Below are 16565 nucleotides of genomic sequence, written 5' to 3' on the forward strand. Positions count from 1 at the left end.
CCATTTAAATTTATTGAAAGAGAGGATGCATGAGCTATATTGTTGCTCTCACAGGCGGGATAGGAAGCGGCAAAAGTACCGTTTCAGATAAATTTGCATCCTTAGGAGTACCAATTGTTGATGCAGACATCATTTCAAGACAAATAGTTATGCCTAATACTTATGCTTTTAACATGATAAAACAACATTTTGGTTCAACTATTCTCAATAACGATGGCTCTTTAAATCGCGCCAAGTTAAGAAAAAAAATATTTAGCGATCCAAGAGAAAAAAACTGGTTAAATAATTTGCTTCATCCATTAATACATCAAGAAACACAACGCCAGCTAACTTTACTTAATTCCCCTTATGTAGTTTGGGTTGTCCCATTATTAATTGAAAATAATCTAGAGCACCTTGCCAACCGCGTGCTAGTCATTGACGTAACACCTGAAGAACAAATAGCTCGTATAATGAAACGTGATAGAATTAGCCAACAAGAAGCAAAAAATATTTTATCTAACCAAGTTAGCCGAACAAGGCGTTTAGAAAAAGCTGATGATATAATTAATAATCACGATAATAACTTAACACTTGATGAAACTTTAGCGAAATTACATCAGAAATATTTGCAATTAGCTATGAATGCTTCTCAGGAAACACACAATGAGTAATACTATTTCTACCATTATTTATGAACATCCATTAAATGAGAAAATGCGCTCTTGGCTGCGCATGGAATGTTTGCTTCAGCAACTCATTGACTTGAAAAACATCAACTCATTAGCTAGTGGATTAGCTTTTTTTCGTACCGTTTCTGAATTAATCGAAGTATTAGATCGCAGCGATATACGTGCAGACATTATTAAAGAATTAGATAAACAAAAAAACAAACTTAATCAATGGTGCAGTGATCCCCATGCAGATAAAACTCTGATTAAAAATCTTCTAAAAGAACTGCAAGAAAATCTCACTTCATTAAGAGAAGCACCACGCATTGGTCAACACTTACGGCAAGATAAAGTTATTAGTATTGCTCGCCAGCGGTTAAGTATACCCGGAGGTTGTTGTAGTTTTGATTTACCAGCCTTACATTTATGGTTAAATACGCCTAAAAAAGAGATAGAAACTAGAATTAACTTTTGGATTGACGGCATCCTTCCGTTACGTTCCGCTTTAAATATGCTATTAAATTTGATCCGCAAGTCCAATACATTCACCAGTCAAAAAAGTTATAATGGCTTCTATCAAGGTAGTGTAGAAAATGCGGATCTGATCCGAATAAAGTTACCGATAAATCTATCTCTATATCCTCAGATTTCTGGACATAAAACACGTTTTGCTATCCGATTCTTACATGAAGACAGTGAAAATGGTATTGTACCTGATGAATTACCATTTAAATTAGCCTGTTGTTAGGAGTCATTATGCCAGATAAGCTCACGGTAAAATGTCCGACTTGCCATAAAATTGTTATTTGGCAAGAGAGTAGCCCTTATCGCCCTTTTTGTAGCAAACGATGTCGATTAATCGATCTTGGTGAATGGGCTGGTGAGGAAAAAAGGATCTCAAGTCAACGAAATATTTCCGAAATAGATGATTGGAGTGAAATATCCGATGATCATGACATTAAAAAATAAGCTTAAAGTCAAAAATGCTATAAATTTCACCTGTACCATTATATAACCCTTAGGTAAGATAATTTCAAAACTTAGTCATATTAACTTATCTGTGGGATAGGCAACTCAAATCACGTTGTTGATTAGCATATCAACAATTACTCGGTTAGCAGGTGGAAATTCTTCAGCTACCAGTGATTTTTGCAAAAGCCAACGTGAAGATTGGCCTTCTTTTCCATAAGGCTGGCAATCCCACTGCTCTACCAGAAAAAAATGTAATGTTATTCTACGATCAGGAAATTCATGTTCAACAACCTGCAACAATTGACTGTTAATAACATCTATCCCAATTTCTTCTTTAAGTTCACGCAACAATGCTTCTACTGGTGTTTCGCCTATTTCTAATTTACCACCAGGAAATTCCCAAAAACCGCCCATATGTGAATTAGCTGCCCGTTGGGTAATAAAAATTTCTTGTTTCGTATTTCTAATAATACCAACAGCAATATGTAATTGTTTTTTTTCCATAAAAATAATTTAATTACTTTTGAAGTTTACAGTAAAAGAGCGGATATATTCTCCGCTCCTGTTTTTAATTGTTTTAGCAACTGAGCTTTAACCTAAGCTACCATGACAATGCTTATATTTTTTACCTGAGCCACATAGACAAGGTTCATTACGACCAATTTTATGGCCTTGGGCCGCCATTTGAGCTTCTGTTTTTGACATCAATGCTTCATTTTCAATTTCATGGCTCAGGTGCTGCTTTTTCATAAGACGTTCTGCCTCTTCACGTCTTTGCTGATCAAGTATAGCTACTTCCTCTGGTAATCGAACTTCTACTTTGCTTAATGTGCTAATTACTTCATATTTCAGAGTTTCTAGCATATTGGCAAACATACCAAATGACTCGCGCTTATATTCCTGTTTTGGATCTCTTTGTGCGTAGCCTCGTAAATGAATACCCTGGCGCAAATAATCCATTGCAGCCAAATGCTCTTTCCATAATGTATCAAGAGTTTGTAACATGATGCCCTTCTCAAAATTACGCATCATCTCACTACCTACAATTGTCTCTTTTTCCTTATAAGCTGCAACCGTTTTTTCTAGAATACGTGCACGCAAAGTTTCTTCATGTAATTCGGGTTCTTTATCCAACCACTCTTGAACAGGTAATTCTAAACTAAAATCGTTGCTTAATCGCTTTTGTAAACCATCAATATCCCACATTTCTTCCAAAGATTGGGGAGGGATATAAGCATCAATAGTTGCGGTTATAACATCTTCACGAATACTGTCAATTGTTTCACTAACATCACCACCATCTAATAAATCATTGCGCTGTGAATAGATAGCTCGACGCTGATCGTTAGCAACATCATCATATTCCAAAAGTTGTTTTCGAATATCAAAGTTACGGCTTTCAACCTTACGTTGTGCATTAGCAATTGCTTTCGTTACCCAAGGATGTTCAATCGCTTCACCAGGTTTCATACCCAATTTACGCATCATTCCTGCCACTCGATCAGAGGCAAAGATACGCATCAAAGAATCTTCCATTGAAAGATAAAAACGGGATGAACCGGGATCACCTTGGCGTCCAGAACGCCCACGTAATTGGTTATCAATACGACGGGATTCATGGCGTTCTGTACCAATGATATGTAAACCACCAGCAGCAATTACCGCTTCATGCCGCTCTTGCCATGCTGTCTTTATTTTATCAATTTGCTCCTGACTAGCGTCCTCTAGTTTATTGATTTCTGCTTGCCAGCTGCCTCCTAATACAATATCTGTACCTCGCCCCGCCATATTAGTTGCAATAGTCACTGAACCTGCCTGCCCTGCTTCAGCAATAATATCTGCTTCCATTGCATGGAACTTAGCATTTAAAACATTGTGCGCAATTTTAGCTTTAGTTAGTTCCTGAGAAATTAGCTCTGATTTTTCGATTGAAATAGTACCTACTAATACCGGTTGGCCTCGGCTAGTACATTCACGAATATCATCAATAATGGCAGCAAATTTGTCCGCTTCAGTCATATAAACTAAATCAGGTAAATCATTACGGATCATCGGACAATTAGTTGGAATAACAATTGTGTCCAATTTATAAATAGATCTAAATTCGAAAGCTTCTGTATCAGCAGTACCGGTCATACCGGCGAGTTTTTCGTATAGCCGAAAATAATTTTGGAAGGTAATTGATGCCAATGTTTGATTCTCATTTTGTATTTCAACACCTTCTTTTGCCTCAACGGCTTGATGCAATCCATCTGACCAACGGCGTCCTTCCATTGTCCGTCCAGTATGTTCATCAACAATAATAATCTGACCGTCTTTAACAATATAATCTACGTCCCGACTGAAAAGTGCATGAGCACGTAGGGCAGCCATGACATGGTGCATAAGCATAATATTAGCTGGAGAATATAATGACTCACCCTCTTCCATTAAATTCGCTTTCGCTAATAATTGCTCAATTAATTCTAATCCACGTTCTGTCAATGTAACTTGACGTGATTTTTCATCAACAGAAAAATGACCTTCTCCTTGAAAAGTGTCTGAATCTTCTTTTTCTTGCTGCTTAAGATTAGGGATTAGTTTATCCACTTTTTTGTATAGATCTGAACTATCTTCTGCCGGTCCTGAAATAATCAATGGGGTACGAGCTTCATCAATTAAAATAGAATCAACCTCATCGACTAATGCATAATGGAGTTTACGCTGCACACGCTCTTCCGGACTAAAGGCCATGTTGTCACGCAGATAATCAAAACCATATTCATTATTAGTCCCATAGGTAATATCTGCGGCATAGGCTTCACGCTTCAATGTAGCAGGCATACCGGGTAAATTAATACCGACTGTCATACCAAGAAATTCAAACAATAGCCGATTATTTTCTGCATCACGCTTAGCTAAATAGTCGTTTACAGTAACAATATGGACACCCTTACCCGTTAAAGCATTTAAATATGCAGGTAATGTAGATGTTAATGTCTTTCCTTCACCAGTACGCATCTCTGCAATACAGCGCTCATTGAGTACCATCCCCCCTAGCAACTGAACATCAAAATGCCGCATATTAAATACCCGTTTACTGGCTTCGCGAACGGTGGCAAACGCCTCTGGGATTAAATCATCTAATGTTGCACCTGATTTAAGGCGCTGGCGAAATTCATCAGTCTTGGCTTTAAGTTCTTGGTCGGAAAATTTTTCAAATTCAGGCTCTAACTGATTAATAATATCAACAAATTTACCTAAACGACGTAAAGTACGATCATTACGACTACCAAAAATTTTTGTTAGTAACTTAGTTAACATAAATATTTTTTCTCAATTAAGGCAGTGTTCTTGTTAGAATCCGCCTATATTATCTATTTTCAACCAATATAATTAATATATTCAGTTGAACAATGGTTGCTATAAGAATCAACGAAAAGTCTATGAAATTTGTGTTAAGGCCCAGCTCGAATACCCTGACCCCAAGCAACCCATAGCGCAGTTTGGTAGGTAATGTGGTAAGAAGATTGTGTTAATAAATAGCTAAAATTTTGCTCATTTGGATGAAAAACACTCAAATTAATCATAGAGTAAAGAGTGTCAAGCATATTATAAAGCGAAATTGGTTTGTTGTGCGCACTTAAGTTGGCATCCAGCTGCTTTTGTGTCTCTCGGGCTGAAAAAACAAAAGTCAGCTGACGGATCATATTACGTAAAGCATGCTGATGCCAATAATTTGCGCCACAATTATAAAAAATACGATATTTACTGGCAGCTATTAGATGATCTAATGCTAAATTTTGCTGATAATGCGGTAATAACTGGCTAGTATGTGACATATTTTCAGTCACTTTTGCCAAAGTTGTAGGTATACCAATACTAGCCGTTACAATACCTAATAACAGGTGCGGCCAAAAATATCGTTTACCAAAATGTCGACAAAGATCTAATATATTCATTAAATATCATATAATATAAGAGTTGGAGTAAAAAATGCGCGATAGTTATCCCCAATCTTTAAATATTTTGTTAAAAGAGAGCAACCTTGAGTCCAATACTTTACAAACCATTCAACAGCGCGCGCAGGCATTAATTAAACTCAATAATACTGTTATCAGCCTACTACCTATCGAGCTAAAGGCTTGGTGTCGAGTCGCTAATTATCGTCAACATATTCTTATTCTAGAAGTTACAAATGCTAGCCGAAAAGTACGACTAAACTATGAACTTCCTACGCTACTCTCAACATTACGTAACACTATTTTACCATCTTTATCTTCAATCAACATAATGATTAATCCATCATTATCATCTAAAAATTCAAAAAATTGCTTATCATTTCAGCAAATAGCTATAAAACCATCAAAACAGATAATAAGTCAGCTAAGCAAAGAAAGTGCAAAGACAATTCGTAACCTAGCAAAAAGAAGTCCAAAAAAACTAAAGGAAAAATTAGAGCGGCTAGCTGCATTGGCCAGAGAGAATACCAAAGCAACTAGCAATAAAGATTAGTGTTGAGTAAAAAGCATCAACGAAAGTAACGTAAGAGAGAGAATAATCCACTGATGTACCATAGTTAGAATATCCTGCTTAAAATAATATATCTCAGATTATTATTGTCGAAGGTGTTTTAAATGCGACTGGCATTTCAGATTCATCTTCGAACGTCACCATATCCCAAGCAGATTCCGTCGCTAAAACAGCCTGTAATAATTTGTTATTCAATGCATGGCCTGATTTATACGCGGTAAAAGCACCAATGATATTATGACCACACATAAATAAATCACCAATAGCATCTAGCGTTTTATGACGCACAAATTCATCTTCAAAACGCAAGCCATCTTCATTTAATACGCGATAATCATCAACAACAATCGCACAATCAAAGCTACCGCCCAAACATAACCCTTTAGATTGTAAATACTCAATATCACGCATGAAGCCAAACGTACGCGCACGGCTAATATATCTAACAAAAGATTTTGCCGAAAAATCTAGTTTATAACGTTGAGTACTACTATTAATAGCAGGATGATTGAAATCGATAGTGAAATCTAAGCTAAATCCGTTATAAGGTGCTAGCTCAGCCCATTTATCACCATCTGTAACTCGGACACTCTCTTTAATACGAAGAAATTTCTTGGCGCTGTTTAACTCTTCAATGCCTGCATCTAACAATAAAAATACAAAAGGCGCAGCACTTCCATCCATTATTGGAATTTCTGGTGCATCTACCTCAATGATAATATTGTCAATTCCTAGCCCTGCCAATGCAGCATTCAGATGTTCTACCGTTGAAATACGTACATCATCTTCATTGACCAAGCAGGTACATAGCATAGTATCACGTACCGATTTTGCCTCAGCCGGGAAATCAACCGGTGGATTTAAATCTGTACGGCGGTAGATGACCCCGGTATTGGCCGGTGCTGGACGCAATGCTAAAGTGACTTTCTTGCCAGTATGTAAACCGACGCCCGTCGCTTGAACAATACGTTTTAGTGTCCTTTGTTTGATCATCATTTTCTCTCACATCGTTAACAGTCTTGCTAATCCTCACTCCAGGATTAGCAAGATATTTTAGCACAAAAAGCAGAGAAACCAATCAATTGTTAACTAATCAGCCTGTTTTCTTAAAAAAGCTGGAATATCAAGATAGTCCGGCTCTTTATTTGATTGCATATTTTGCTCATTCACCACTTTAGCAGCAGATTTTTCCTCTGTTAACGGCGTCATAGCCGGCATTGAGCCTTGCATCTGCTGATAACGCTGTTCTAGCGATGATTTTTGGGCTGTTTTGTTAGTAACCAATGTGATTTCTGGCCGCTTATCCATACCAATTCCTGTAGCAACCACGGTCACCCGTAACTCATCATTCATTTCAGGATCCAGTGAAGTACCGATAACAACTGTTGCATTATCAGAGGCAAATGCACGAATGGTATTACCCACTGTTTCAAATTCATCAAGCCGTAAATCAAAACCTGCGGTAATATTAACTAATACACCACGAGCGCCCGATAAATCGATATCTTCCAACAAGGGGCTGGAAATTGCCATTTCTGCCGCTTCTTCAGCTCGATCTTCACCTCGTGCTACGCCTGATCCCATCATAGCATAACCCATTTCAGACATGACGGTACGAACATCTGCAAAATCGACATTCATTAAACCTGGACGAGTAATAAGCTCAGCAATGCCTTGAACCGCGCCTTTCAACACATCATTGGCGGCACCGAATGCATCTAGCAAAGAAATACCGCGTCCAAGCACTTTTAATAATTTATCATTCGGAATGGTAATCAAGGAATCAACATGCTTAGACAGTTCTGAGATCCCTGTTTCAGCAAATGCCATGCGTTTTTTACCTTCAAAGTTGAAAGGTTTAGTCACAACCGCTACCGTCAGTATACCAAGCTCTTTAGCAACTTCGGCTACAACAGGGGCTGCGCCGGTGCCCGTACCACCACCCATACCAGCAGCAATAAAGACCATATCTGCCCCATCAAACGCATTGCGCAAGGCTTCACGATCTTCTTCAGCGGCATTACGACCAACTTCAGGATTCGCTCCTGCTCCCAAGCCTTTAGTAATACCATTGCCGATCTGAATAGTTTGTCCTACTGCTGTTTTACGTAATACCTGAGCATCTGTATTAACAGCAAAGAATTCAACACCTTCGATGCGTTCACGCACCATGTGTTCAACGGCATTGCCACCGCCACCGCCAACGCCGATGACTTTAATCACCGCGTCATTGGTTAATTCCATTGGTTCAAACATAATCTCTCTCCGTTTTGTACCTTATATAGAAGCGAAGATTTGCTTCTTACAAAATTAAAATTCTTTTCTCAGCCAATTAGTGATTTTATGAAACCAACTACTCACTGATGTACGCTTATCCATTTCGGCTTCATTCCCAAGATGAGTCTGTTTGCCGTAATGCAGGAGCCCGACAGCTGTGGAGTAATAAGGCTCCTGTGCATAGTCCGTTAAACCAGTTATATTTAATGGCTTACCGATGCGTACCTGAGTATGGAATACTCTTTGGGCACATTTGACTAGACCATCAATTTGAGCACCGCCTCCTGTTAAGACAATACCCGCTGCCAGATGATGTTTAACACCTTGCTGACGTAATTGTTCTTGCAATTTCAAAATCTCGTCATTTACTAAGTTTAGCAACTCTGTGTAACGTGGCTCGATAACTTCAGCTAATGTTTGACGTTGTAAACTTCTTGGCGGCCGCCCACCTACACTTGGTACCTCAACATTTTCGTCTTTACTAACAATAGTACCTAATGCGCATCCATGGCGAACTTTTATTGTTTCTGCATCACTAGGGGGAGTACCAAATGCATAAGCAATATCACTTGTCACGACATTACCAGCATAGGGTATAACCTTGGTATGGCGCAGTGCACCGCCAGTATAAACGGCTATGTCCATAGTTCCTCCGCCAATATCGACGACACATACCCCCAATTCACGTTCATCTTCCGTTAAAACGGAATAACTTGACGCTAAACCGGCAAAAATTAATTGATCTACTTTTAAACCACAACGTTCAACTGCTTTGACAATATTTTTGGCCATATCATTATGGCAAGTAATTAGATGTACCTTAGCTTGCATACGTACACCTGAAAGTCCTACTGGATTTTTAATTCCTTCTTGATAATCAATCGCATATTCTTGTGGTATAACGTGTAAAATTCTATGCTCATCACTGACCCGGACAGATTTAGCAGTATGAACTACGCTATCTACGTCATCTTGAGTAACTTCATCCTCAGAAATAGGCACCATACCTATTTCATTTTGGCAACTAACGTGCTTGCCAGAAAGCGCCAGATAAACCGATGATATTTGGCAATCCGCCATCAATTCTGCTTGATCAATAGCTCGCTGCACACATTTAACGACTGATTCCAAATCATTAACACCGCCTTTATCCATCCCTCGAGATGGACAATTGCCGACACCAATAATATTTACCATCCCATCAGGCAGAATTTCACCAACCAGCGCAGAAACCTTGGAAGTTCCAATTTCAAGACCAACTACTAATTTTCTGTCCGTCGTTTTAATCATCGTTAATTTGCCTGTATCTGATCAATCAGCAGTCTCAAACTATTTCAATTCAGTGTGTAACAGGTTCGGCTAAAAGTGGTAACCAACCTACCGCAGCACCGCTACCATATCGCAAATCTATATATCCAATACGTTTATCTGTCACTTGTTTTAATAGTGGATAAAGCTCAACAAAACGGTTTAATCTTTCTTTAATATCCTGTTTACCGATATTTAATCGAATATCATTCGCTAAAACTAATTGCCACGCGCGTCGTGCAGTCATTGATACTGACTTAATGCTAAAATTATGTGGCGCTAGTTGCTGTTGCATAACACGATACATCGCTAATACTTCTTGCTGGCTGCCTTGTGGACCATATAGCATTAGGAAATTACCTTTAACATTTAGTAACGCTGGTAAGCTAAAAACAGAGCCTTCAGCATTAATAAAAAAGGTATCATTCCATTTGGCATAAGGCTTATATTCCACTAAATGAATTTTTAGTTCATCCGGCCATTGTTTACGTACCGTAACTTGCCTTATCCATGGCATAGTTTTTATTTGATTCTGGATCGCATTCACATCAATAGTCATAAATGTACCCGGCATACCTAGTGCCAATATTGCTTTTCTAACATTATCATCACGGGTGTAATGGCGTTCTCCAGTGATCACCAGCTTGGAAATAGGCAATCGATTAACGTCTTTCATCCAATTTAATACCATCCACCCACTCCATATAATAGTACCCAATACTATCAAGAAGAAGATAATGCCTGCCAAATAAGAACCATTACTTCGGCCGCCATCGTTGTGACGCTCTTTAGGCTCTTTATTATGAACGTTCAATGATGCCTGCGGCATATTACTTAGCCAATTCCAAAATCTTTTTAACTAACTGTGAAAAACTCATTCCTGCTTGTTTCGCAGCCATGGGTACTAAACTATGACCGGTCATTCCCGGTGAGGTATTAATTTCTAATAAATAAAAAATACCATTGTTATCCCTCATGACATCAACGCGTCCCCAACCAATACAACCAACCGCCTTATAAGCCGCTAACGCTAATTCATTCAATTGTTGTTCTTCTTCAGTTTTCAACCCACTAGGACAAAAATATTGTGTTTCATTAGAGAGATATTTGGCATCATAATCATAAAAAACGCCTACCGGTTGAATACGAATCGAAGGTAGTACCTGCTCCCCTACAATTGCCACGGTATATTCAGGCCCATTTAGCCATTTCTCAATCAGCACATCTTTGTCATAACGAAAAGCAAACTCGAGCGCTATTCTTAATTCAGGCAAAGTGGTTACTTTACTCATACCAACGCTTGAACCTTCAAGACTTGGCTTCACAATAAGCGGTAAGCCCAAATGATAAACAGACTCAAAAAGCATTTCATCTGACATCATTGCTAACTGTTGTTTCTCCAGTGCTATATAGGGTGCAATCGGTAAACCTATCCCCGTCCATAACTGTTTAGTACGTAGCTTGTCCATCGAAAGTGATGAAGCTAAAACACCACCACCGGTATAGGGTAAACCTAAAAATTCTAAAACCCCTTGCACCGCGCCATCTTCACCACCGCGTCCATGTAAAGCAATAAAAACTCTATTATAACCAGCTTCTTTTAATTTGATGACAGCAAAATCTTTAATATCAACTGGATAGGCATCTATTCCAGCATCACGCAAGCCATTTACTACCGCCTCACCAGATTGCAGTGACACCTCTCTTTCGGCTGAATTTCCGCCTAAAAGCACGGCAACTTTATCAGCCATGATCCTTTCCCTCATTTGTTAACATTGGCCGTAAATCTGTGTCAGCCAAATTACGTGCTATCTTGCCGATATTACCAGCTCCCTGTATAAGTATCAGGTCGTTATCTTCGATAATTTGTGCTAATGTTTCGCTAATTTGCTCATGTTCAGCGACAAAAATAGGATCCAATTTGCCTCGATTGCGAATTGTCCGACATAATGAGCGACTATCTGCACCAGGAATAGGCTCCTCTCCTGCCGGATAGACATCTAGCATTATCAATACATCAACCTGCTCTAAAATATTGGCAAAATCATCATATAAATCACGCGTGCGAGTATATCTGTGAGGTTGAAAAACCATCACGATACGTTTATCTGGCCATCCTTCTTTTGCTGCTTTAATAGTAGCATTAACTTCTGTTGGATGGTGACCATAATCATCCACCAGCATAACGCTACCTTTTTTGCCATTAACTTCAGCTAAAGGGAAATTACCTAAGAAATCAAAACGTCGACCCGTGCCTTGAAATTTTTCTAGCGCAGTTAAGATAGCACTATCATCAATTCCTTCTTCCGTCGCTACCGCAATAGCCGCAGTTGCATTTAATGCATTATGACGACCTGGTGCATTCAAGATAAACGCTAAATCAGTTCGGTTTTCTCGCGCTACAGTAAAGAAACCTTGATTGCCTCGTTGCTCATAGGATTTAATGCGCACATCTGCGTCATCACTAAAACCATAAGTGGTAATATAACGACCTATTTGCGGTAGCAGCGAACGCACCACAGGATCATCGATACATAATATTGCTCGACCATAAAATGGCAGATTATGTAAGAAACTAATGAAAGTCTGTTTTAATTTCTCAAAATCACCATCATAAGTCTCCATGTGATCTGCTTCTATATTTGTTATAACAGCAACTAATGGTTGTAAATGTAAGAAAGAAGCGTCACTCTCATCGGCTTCTGCAATTAAATAGCGGCTAGTCCCTAGACGTGCATGAACTCCTGCTGCTTTCACTAACCCGCCATTGATAAAAGTTGGATCTAACCCTGCTTGCGCATAGATGCTGGCAATCATTGCGGTAGTCGTTGTTTTGCCATGGGTTCCTGCGATAGCAATTCCATGACGAAAACGCATTAATTCAGCCAACATTTCAGCGCGTCGAATGACCGGAATACGAGCTTCGCGTGCTGCAATAATTTCTGGATTATCGGCAGCGATTGCCGTAGATACGACAACAACGCAAGCATTTGCAACATTCTCTGGTCGGTGATTAAAATAAATTTTTGCGCCAAGCTCTATTAATTGCTCAGTAACCGTATTAGGTAACAAATCAGAACCACTAATTTCATAACCTTCGTTAGCCAATACTTCAGCAATACCGCCCATGCCAGCACCGCCAATGCCAACAAAATGGATATGCCTAACCCGATGCATTTCAGGCACTGTTGCTCTTAATTTGGCTAATTGTTGTGTATTCACTTTACTCTCTTCACTATTTCTATCGCTGATTTCAACATTCTGCAATGTAAAATCGGTTTCATTTAGCAACTTCAATTAAGGTTGCCGCCACACGTTTAGTTGCGTCAGTAATCGATGTCGCTCGTGCTTTTTTTGCCATATCCAATAACTGCGGACGCGACCATTGATTTAATAGATTCACCAACGCATCCGTTGAAAATTGCGGCTGCTCAACAATTTTCGCTGCTCCAGCCTTCTCTAACGGTAACGCATTCCAGTACTGTTGCCGATCTTTATGCTGAAAAGGAACAAAAATTGCTGGTAAGCCGGCAGCAGCAACTTCACTTACCGTTAAAGCACCTGCTCGACAGATGATGATATCAGCCCAAGCATAAGCCTCAGCCATATCATCAATAAATTCAGTTACTTTATAATTATCTGATTTACCACATAACTTTTTATATAAAGTTTCCGTCATTTGCTGAGCACCTTTGCCCGCTTGATGCCAAATAGTCACTTTTCCATCTAGTTGAGCGGCTACTTCGGGTAATGTTTGGTTTAAAATTCTTGCCCCTTGACTACCCCCTATCACTAAAATTCGAATAGCGCCATCACGATCAATTAAACGTTCTTCAGGTTCAGGTAAGGCTAATACCGTCTCACGAACTGGGTTTCCGACTACCGTAGCATTAGGGAATGCACTTGGAAATGCTTGTAAAACACGTTTAGCAATTTTAGCTAACCACAGATTGGTTAAACCCGCTACCCCATTTTGCTCATGCAGTACAATTGGAATATTAGATAACCAGGCAGCAATACCGCCCGGGCCAGAAACATATCCTCCCATGCCTAATACGACATCAGGTTGATAACGCTGCATAATCACTTTTGCCTGCTTTATTGCTTTAATAATTTTAAACGGAGCTACCAGCAATGCTTTGATACCTTTACCACGTAAACCGGAAATGTTTATAAATTCAATCTCAATGCCATGCTTAGGAACTAAATCTGCCTCCATCCGGTCAGCAGTTCCTAACCAACGAACATCCCAACCTTGTAGCTTTAAATAATTAGCCACTGCCAGTCCGGGAAAAACATGTCCTCCAGTACCGCCTGCCATCACCAGGAGGCGTTTTGGTTGGCTCATTTCGTTCTCCTTACAAATGCTTGTGCTCTCTTAAGGCGTGTTTCAAAATCGATACGTAACAAGATAGCAATGGCAATAAACATAATTAATAAGCTAGAGCCACCATAGCTAATTAACGGTAGTGTCAACCCTTTAGTTGGTAACATTCCGGCTGCAGCGCCAACATTAACCAACGCTTGGAAAGTGAACCAGATACCGATTGAACAAGCTAGATAACCGGAAAAATGTTGCTTTGCATCTAATGCCCGTTTGCCAATCATCATGCTGCGAAAAGCAACGAAAAATAACATTAAAAGCATTAACACAACACCGATATAACCAAGTTCTTCCGCTAAAACTGAGAAAATAAAATCAGTATGTGCTTCAGGCAAATATTCTAATTTTTGGATAGAATTACCTAAACCTTGGCCCCATAATTCACCACGCCCAAACGCCATCAAAGATTGTGTTAATTGATAGCCACTGCCAAAAGGATCCGCCCATGGATTGAGAAAAGAGGTTATTCGACGCAAACGATAAGGCTCAAAATAGATCAAGCCAATAACACCTACCGCACAAATAACAATACCGATAATAAACGGCGCTAATCTAGCACCTGCAAGGAATAGCAGTGCTAAAGTTGTCACAACCAGCACAATTACTGTACCTAAATCAGGTTGTAATAGCAGTAAAATAGCCATTAATATTAAAATGCACATCGGTTTGATAAAGCCCAAAAACCGCGTTCGCACCTCATCGGTTTTTCTGACTAAATAACTGGATACATAGCAAAACAAGGCTAATTTTGCGATCTCAGCCGGCTGTATACGGACAATACCGGTATTAATCCAACGAGAAGCTCCATTAACTGAGCTTCCGGCAACCAATACCACTAATAACAATATTAGGGAGGTTATCAATAATAAAAAATTATATTTTTCCCACCACACCATTGGAATATTTAAGACTAATAAAGCTAAACCAAATGATAAAATAAGATAGATAACATCGCGTTTAGCAAAGAAAAAAGGATCTTGCGTTAAACGCTGCCCAACTGGCATCGATGCTGATGTCACCATAATAAAACCAATTATAGCCAGACCTAATGTAAGCCAAACCAAAGTACGATCATAAAGGATCGTATCCAGAACATCGTTATCCGGCTCACCATTAGCCCAATTTTTTAGTCGTTTGAAGTTAAATATCATTCTTAACCTAACTCCTTTGCTAATTGGCTAAACCTATCACCTCGATGTTCAAAGTTACGAAATTGGTCGAAGCTAGCACAAGCAGGTGAAAGAAGTACCATATCACCGGCTTTCAATTCTGGTGCGATGGCGCGCAGACATTGCTCCATTGTATCTAGTAACAAACTATTCGGTTTTAATTGTGCCAATTGATAACCATCACGGCCAAAACAGCACAATTTAATGTTTTTTGCTGAGATATAGGGTTTTAAAGGTGAAAAATCTGCTGACTTTCCCTCCCCACCCAATAATAAATAAAGCGTTCCAGCTACTTGTAAACCTTTTAAAGCTGCTTCTGTGCTGACAACATTCGTTGCTTTAGAATCATTAACCCATTGAATACCTTGATTCTGATGAACTAATTGGCAACGATGAGGCAAGCCTGCATATTGAGTTAATGCCGTTAAACTTGCTTTTCTTGGAATCTTCACCGCATCCGCTAAAGCCAGGGCAGCCGCGCCATTAAGATAGTTATGCTGCCCAACTAACCGTATTTCAGCGGTATCAATAATCGGTTGCCCTTTTATTTGTAGTTCTTGGCAACGTGTATTTAATTGATAATCCCCACTATTAATGCCAAAACTGATACAACGTGCATCACGGCCCAATAGTGGCCAAGTTTGTGGTTCTTGTTCATTAATAATACAAACTTTAGCGCCAGCATAAATTCGTAACTTAGCCGCGCGGTACTGTTCAACACCTGTCGGATACCGATCCATATGATCTTCTGTCACATTTAATATGGTTGCTACCGCAGCCTTTAAACTTGATGTTGTTTCAAGCTGAAAACTAGAAAGCTCTAATACATACAAATCATAATCTTTTGCTAATAATGTCAGCACCGGCGTTCTAATATTGCCACCAACTGCCACTTGCCAATTAGCTGCTTTTGCCATTTCACCAACTAATGCTGTAACCGTACTCTTACCATTAGAACCGGTGATAGCAACTATCGGTTTATCTATTTCACGACAAAAAAGTTCAATATCACCAATAATTTCAATACCTTTATCTGCGGCTTTTTTTAATTCTGGAGTAGCAAGCGAAATACCGGGGCTTGCAACGATCAAATCAGCCGCCATCAACCATTCACTATTCCAACTACCACAGTGGCAGGCGACTTCCGCCGGCAATTTATCCTTACCTGACGGTGTTATTCTGGTATCAATTACGCGTGGCACAACCTGGCGAGAGAGAAAAAAGTCGATACAAGATAGACCTGTCTGGCCTAACCCGATGATGACAACTTTTTTGCCCTGATAATTAGCCATT

At 39.3% G+C, this 16565-nt stretch carries 16 protein-coding genes; 4 read left to right on the forward strand and 12 right to left on the reverse strand.

Features of this window, described 5'->3' with window-relative positions:
* The first annotated feature begins 29 nt into the window (after window positions 1-29).
* The 3 genes from coaE to yacG are packed head-to-tail and all read left to right on the forward strand — an operon-like array spanning window position 30 to window position 1619.
* Window positions 30-653: a dephospho-CoA kinase gene (gene coaE / locus AACL31_RS14420; RefSeq protein ID WP_310511602.1), complete on the forward strand. Its 624-nt coding sequence runs from the start codon at window positions 30-32 to the stop codon at window positions 651-653.
* Complete coding sequence (gene zapD, locus AACL31_RS14425; RefSeq protein WP_310511601.1) at window positions 646-1398, forward strand: cell division protein ZapD; 753 nt, start codon at window positions 646-648, stop codon at window positions 1396-1398. Before coaE ends, zapD begins: the two co-directional genes overlap by 8 nt.
* 8 nt (window positions 1399-1406) lie before the next feature.
* The gene (gene yacG / locus AACL31_RS14430) at window positions 1407-1619 is read left to right on the forward strand and encodes a DNA gyrase inhibitor YacG (protein ID WP_310511600.1); all 213 of its coding nucleotides are present in this window, start codon (window positions 1407-1409) and stop codon (window positions 1617-1619) included.
* 105 nt (window positions 1620-1724) lie between these two features.
* On the opposite strand, the gene mutT is transcribed toward yacG, so the two are convergent.
* From mutT to secM, 3 genes are all read right to left on the reverse strand, one after another.
* Entirely contained in the window at window positions 1725-2126 is a 402-nt protein-coding gene (gene mutT / locus AACL31_RS14435) for an 8-oxo-dGTP diphosphatase MutT (protein ID WP_310510529.1), read from the reverse strand.
* 87 nt (window positions 2127-2213) lie between these two features.
* Window positions 2214-4925: a preprotein translocase subunit SecA gene (gene secA, locus AACL31_RS14440; protein ID WP_310511599.1), complete on the reverse strand. Its 2712-nt coding sequence runs from the start codon at window positions 4923-4925 to the stop codon at window positions 2214-2216.
* Window positions 4926-5059: 134 nt separating this feature from the next.
* A complete protein-coding gene (gene secM / locus AACL31_RS14445) occupies window positions 5060-5563 on the reverse strand; it encodes a secA translation cis-regulator SecM (RefSeq protein ID WP_310511598.1) in 504 nt (167 codons plus the stop codon).
* A gap of 34 nt (window positions 5564-5597) precedes the next feature.
* Here secM and AACL31_RS14450 point away from each other — a divergent pair, with 34 nt between their 5' ends.
* Window positions 5598-6116, forward strand: a complete 519-nt coding sequence (locus AACL31_RS14450) for a DUF721 domain-containing protein (protein ID WP_310511597.1) — start codon at window positions 5598-5600, stop codon at window positions 6114-6116.
* Window positions 6117-6209: 93 nt separating this feature from the next.
* Here the strand turns inward: AACL31_RS14450 and lpxC are convergent, their stop codons facing one another.
* From lpxC to murD, 9 genes are all read right to left on the reverse strand, one after another.
* Window positions 6210-7127, reverse strand: coding sequence for a UDP-3-O-acyl-N-acetylglucosamine deacetylase (lpxC, locus tag AACL31_RS14455; protein WP_310511631.1), 918 nt, complete (start codon window positions 7125-7127; stop codon window positions 6210-6212).
* 96 nt (window positions 7128-7223) lie between these two features.
* Window positions 7224-8390 carry a cell division protein FtsZ gene (gene ftsZ, locus AACL31_RS14460; RefSeq protein ID WP_310511596.1) on the reverse strand — a complete coding sequence of 389 codons (1167 nt, stop codon included), beginning with the start codon at window positions 8388-8390 and terminating at the stop codon, window positions 7224-7226.
* A 54-nt stretch (window positions 8391-8444) separates the two neighbouring features.
* Window positions 8445-9701, reverse strand: coding sequence for a cell division protein FtsA (gene ftsA / locus AACL31_RS14465; RefSeq protein ID WP_310511595.1), 1257 nt, complete (start codon window positions 9699-9701; stop codon window positions 8445-8447).
* 49 nt (window positions 9702-9750) lie between these two features.
* Window positions 9751-10548, reverse strand: coding sequence for a cell division protein FtsQ (gene ftsQ, locus AACL31_RS14470; RefSeq protein WP_310511594.1), 798 nt, complete (start codon window positions 10546-10548; stop codon window positions 9751-9753).
* Between the two features lies 1 nt (window position 10549).
* Entirely contained in the window at window positions 10550-11470 is a 921-nt protein-coding gene (locus AACL31_RS14475; RefSeq protein ID WP_310511593.1) for a D-alanine--D-alanine ligase, read from the reverse strand.
* Window positions 11463-12896, reverse strand: a complete 1434-nt coding sequence (gene murC / locus AACL31_RS14480) for a UDP-N-acetylmuramate--L-alanine ligase (protein WP_406850721.1) — start codon at window positions 12894-12896, stop codon at window positions 11463-11465. Before murC ends, AACL31_RS14475 begins: the two co-directional genes overlap by 8 nt.
* Before the next feature lie 103 nt (window positions 12897-12999).
* The gene (gene murG / locus AACL31_RS14485) at window positions 13000-14067 is read right to left on the reverse strand and encodes an undecaprenyldiphospho-muramoylpentapeptide beta-N-acetylglucosaminyltransferase (protein WP_310511592.1); all 1068 of its coding nucleotides are present in this window, start codon (window positions 14065-14067) and stop codon (window positions 13000-13002) included.
* Complete coding sequence (gene ftsW / locus AACL31_RS14490) at window positions 14064-15254, reverse strand: cell division protein FtsW (RefSeq protein ID WP_310511591.1); 1191 nt, start codon at window positions 15252-15254, stop codon at window positions 14064-14066. The genes murG and ftsW overlap by 4 nt, the downstream gene beginning before the upstream one ends.
* Before the next feature lie 2 nt (window positions 15255-15256).
* Entirely contained in the window at window positions 15257-16564 is a 1308-nt protein-coding gene (gene murD, locus AACL31_RS14495) for a UDP-N-acetylmuramoyl-L-alanine--D-glutamate ligase (RefSeq protein ID WP_310511590.1), read from the reverse strand.
* Window position 16565 lies beyond the last annotated feature (1 nt).

Source organism: Arsenophonus endosymbiont of Crataerina pallida, assembly GCF_964020125.1.
Lineage (GTDB): Bacteria > Pseudomonadota > Gammaproteobacteria > Enterobacterales > Enterobacteriaceae > Arsenophonus > Arsenophonus nilaparvatae.

What these genes read in the sequence shown, in the direction of transcription:
- coaE (WP_310511602.1), top strand. Translation starts at nt 30, where the DNA reads ATGAGCTATATTGTTGCTCTCACAGGCGGGATAGGAAGCGGCAAAAGT.
- zapD (WP_310511601.1), top strand. Translation starts at nt 646, where the DNA reads ATGAGTAATACTATTTCTACCATTATTTATGAACATCCATTAAATGAG.
- yacG (WP_310511600.1), top strand. Translation starts at nt 1,407, where the DNA reads ATGCCAGATAAGCTCACGGTAAAATGTCCGACTTGCCATAAAATTGTT.
- mutT (WP_310510529.1), bottom strand. Translation starts at nt 2,126, where the DNA reads ATGGAAAAAAAACAATTACATATTGCTGTTGGTATTATTAGAAATACG.
- secA (WP_310511599.1), bottom strand. Translation starts at nt 4,925, where the DNA reads ATGTTAACTAAGTTACTAACAAAAATTTTTGGTAGTCGTAATGATCGT.
- secM (WP_310511598.1), bottom strand. Translation starts at nt 5,563, where the DNA reads ATGAATATATTAGATCTTTGTCGACATTTTGGTAAACGATATTTTTGG.
- AACL31_RS14450 (WP_310511597.1), top strand. Translation starts at nt 5,598, where the DNA reads ATGCGCGATAGTTATCCCCAATCTTTAAATATTTTGTTAAAAGAGAGC.
- lpxC (WP_310511631.1), bottom strand. Translation starts at nt 7,127, where the DNA reads ATGATCAAACAAAGGACACTAAAACGTATTGTTCAAGCGACGGGCGTC.
- ftsZ (WP_310511596.1), bottom strand. Translation starts at nt 8,390, where the DNA reads ATGTTTGAACCAATGGAATTAACCAATGACGCGGTGATTAAAGTCATC.
- ftsA (WP_310511595.1), bottom strand. Translation starts at nt 9,701, where the DNA reads ATGATTAAAACGACGGACAGAAAATTAGTAGTTGGTCTTGAAATTGGA.
- ftsQ (WP_310511594.1), bottom strand. Translation starts at nt 10,548, where the DNA reads ATGCCGCAGGCATCATTGAACGTTCATAATAAAGAGCCTAAAGAGCGT.
- AACL31_RS14475 (WP_310511593.1), bottom strand. Translation starts at nt 11,470, where the DNA reads ATGGCTGATAAAGTTGCCGTGCTTTTAGGCGGAAATTCAGCCGAAAGA.
- murC (WP_406850721.1), bottom strand. Translation starts at nt 12,896, where the DNA reads ATGCATCGGGTTAGGCATATCCATTTTGTTGGCATTGGCGGTGCTGGC.
- murG (WP_310511592.1), bottom strand. Translation starts at nt 14,067, where the DNA reads ATGAGCCAACCAAAACGCCTCCTGGTGATGGCAGGCGGTACTGGAGGA.
- ftsW (WP_310511591.1), bottom strand. Translation starts at nt 15,254, where the DNA reads ATGATATTTAACTTCAAACGACTAAAAAATTGGGCTAATGGTGAGCCG.
- murD (WP_310511590.1), bottom strand. Translation starts at nt 16,564, where the DNA reads ATGGCTAATTATCAGGGCAAAAAAGTTGTCATCATCGGGTTAGGCCAG.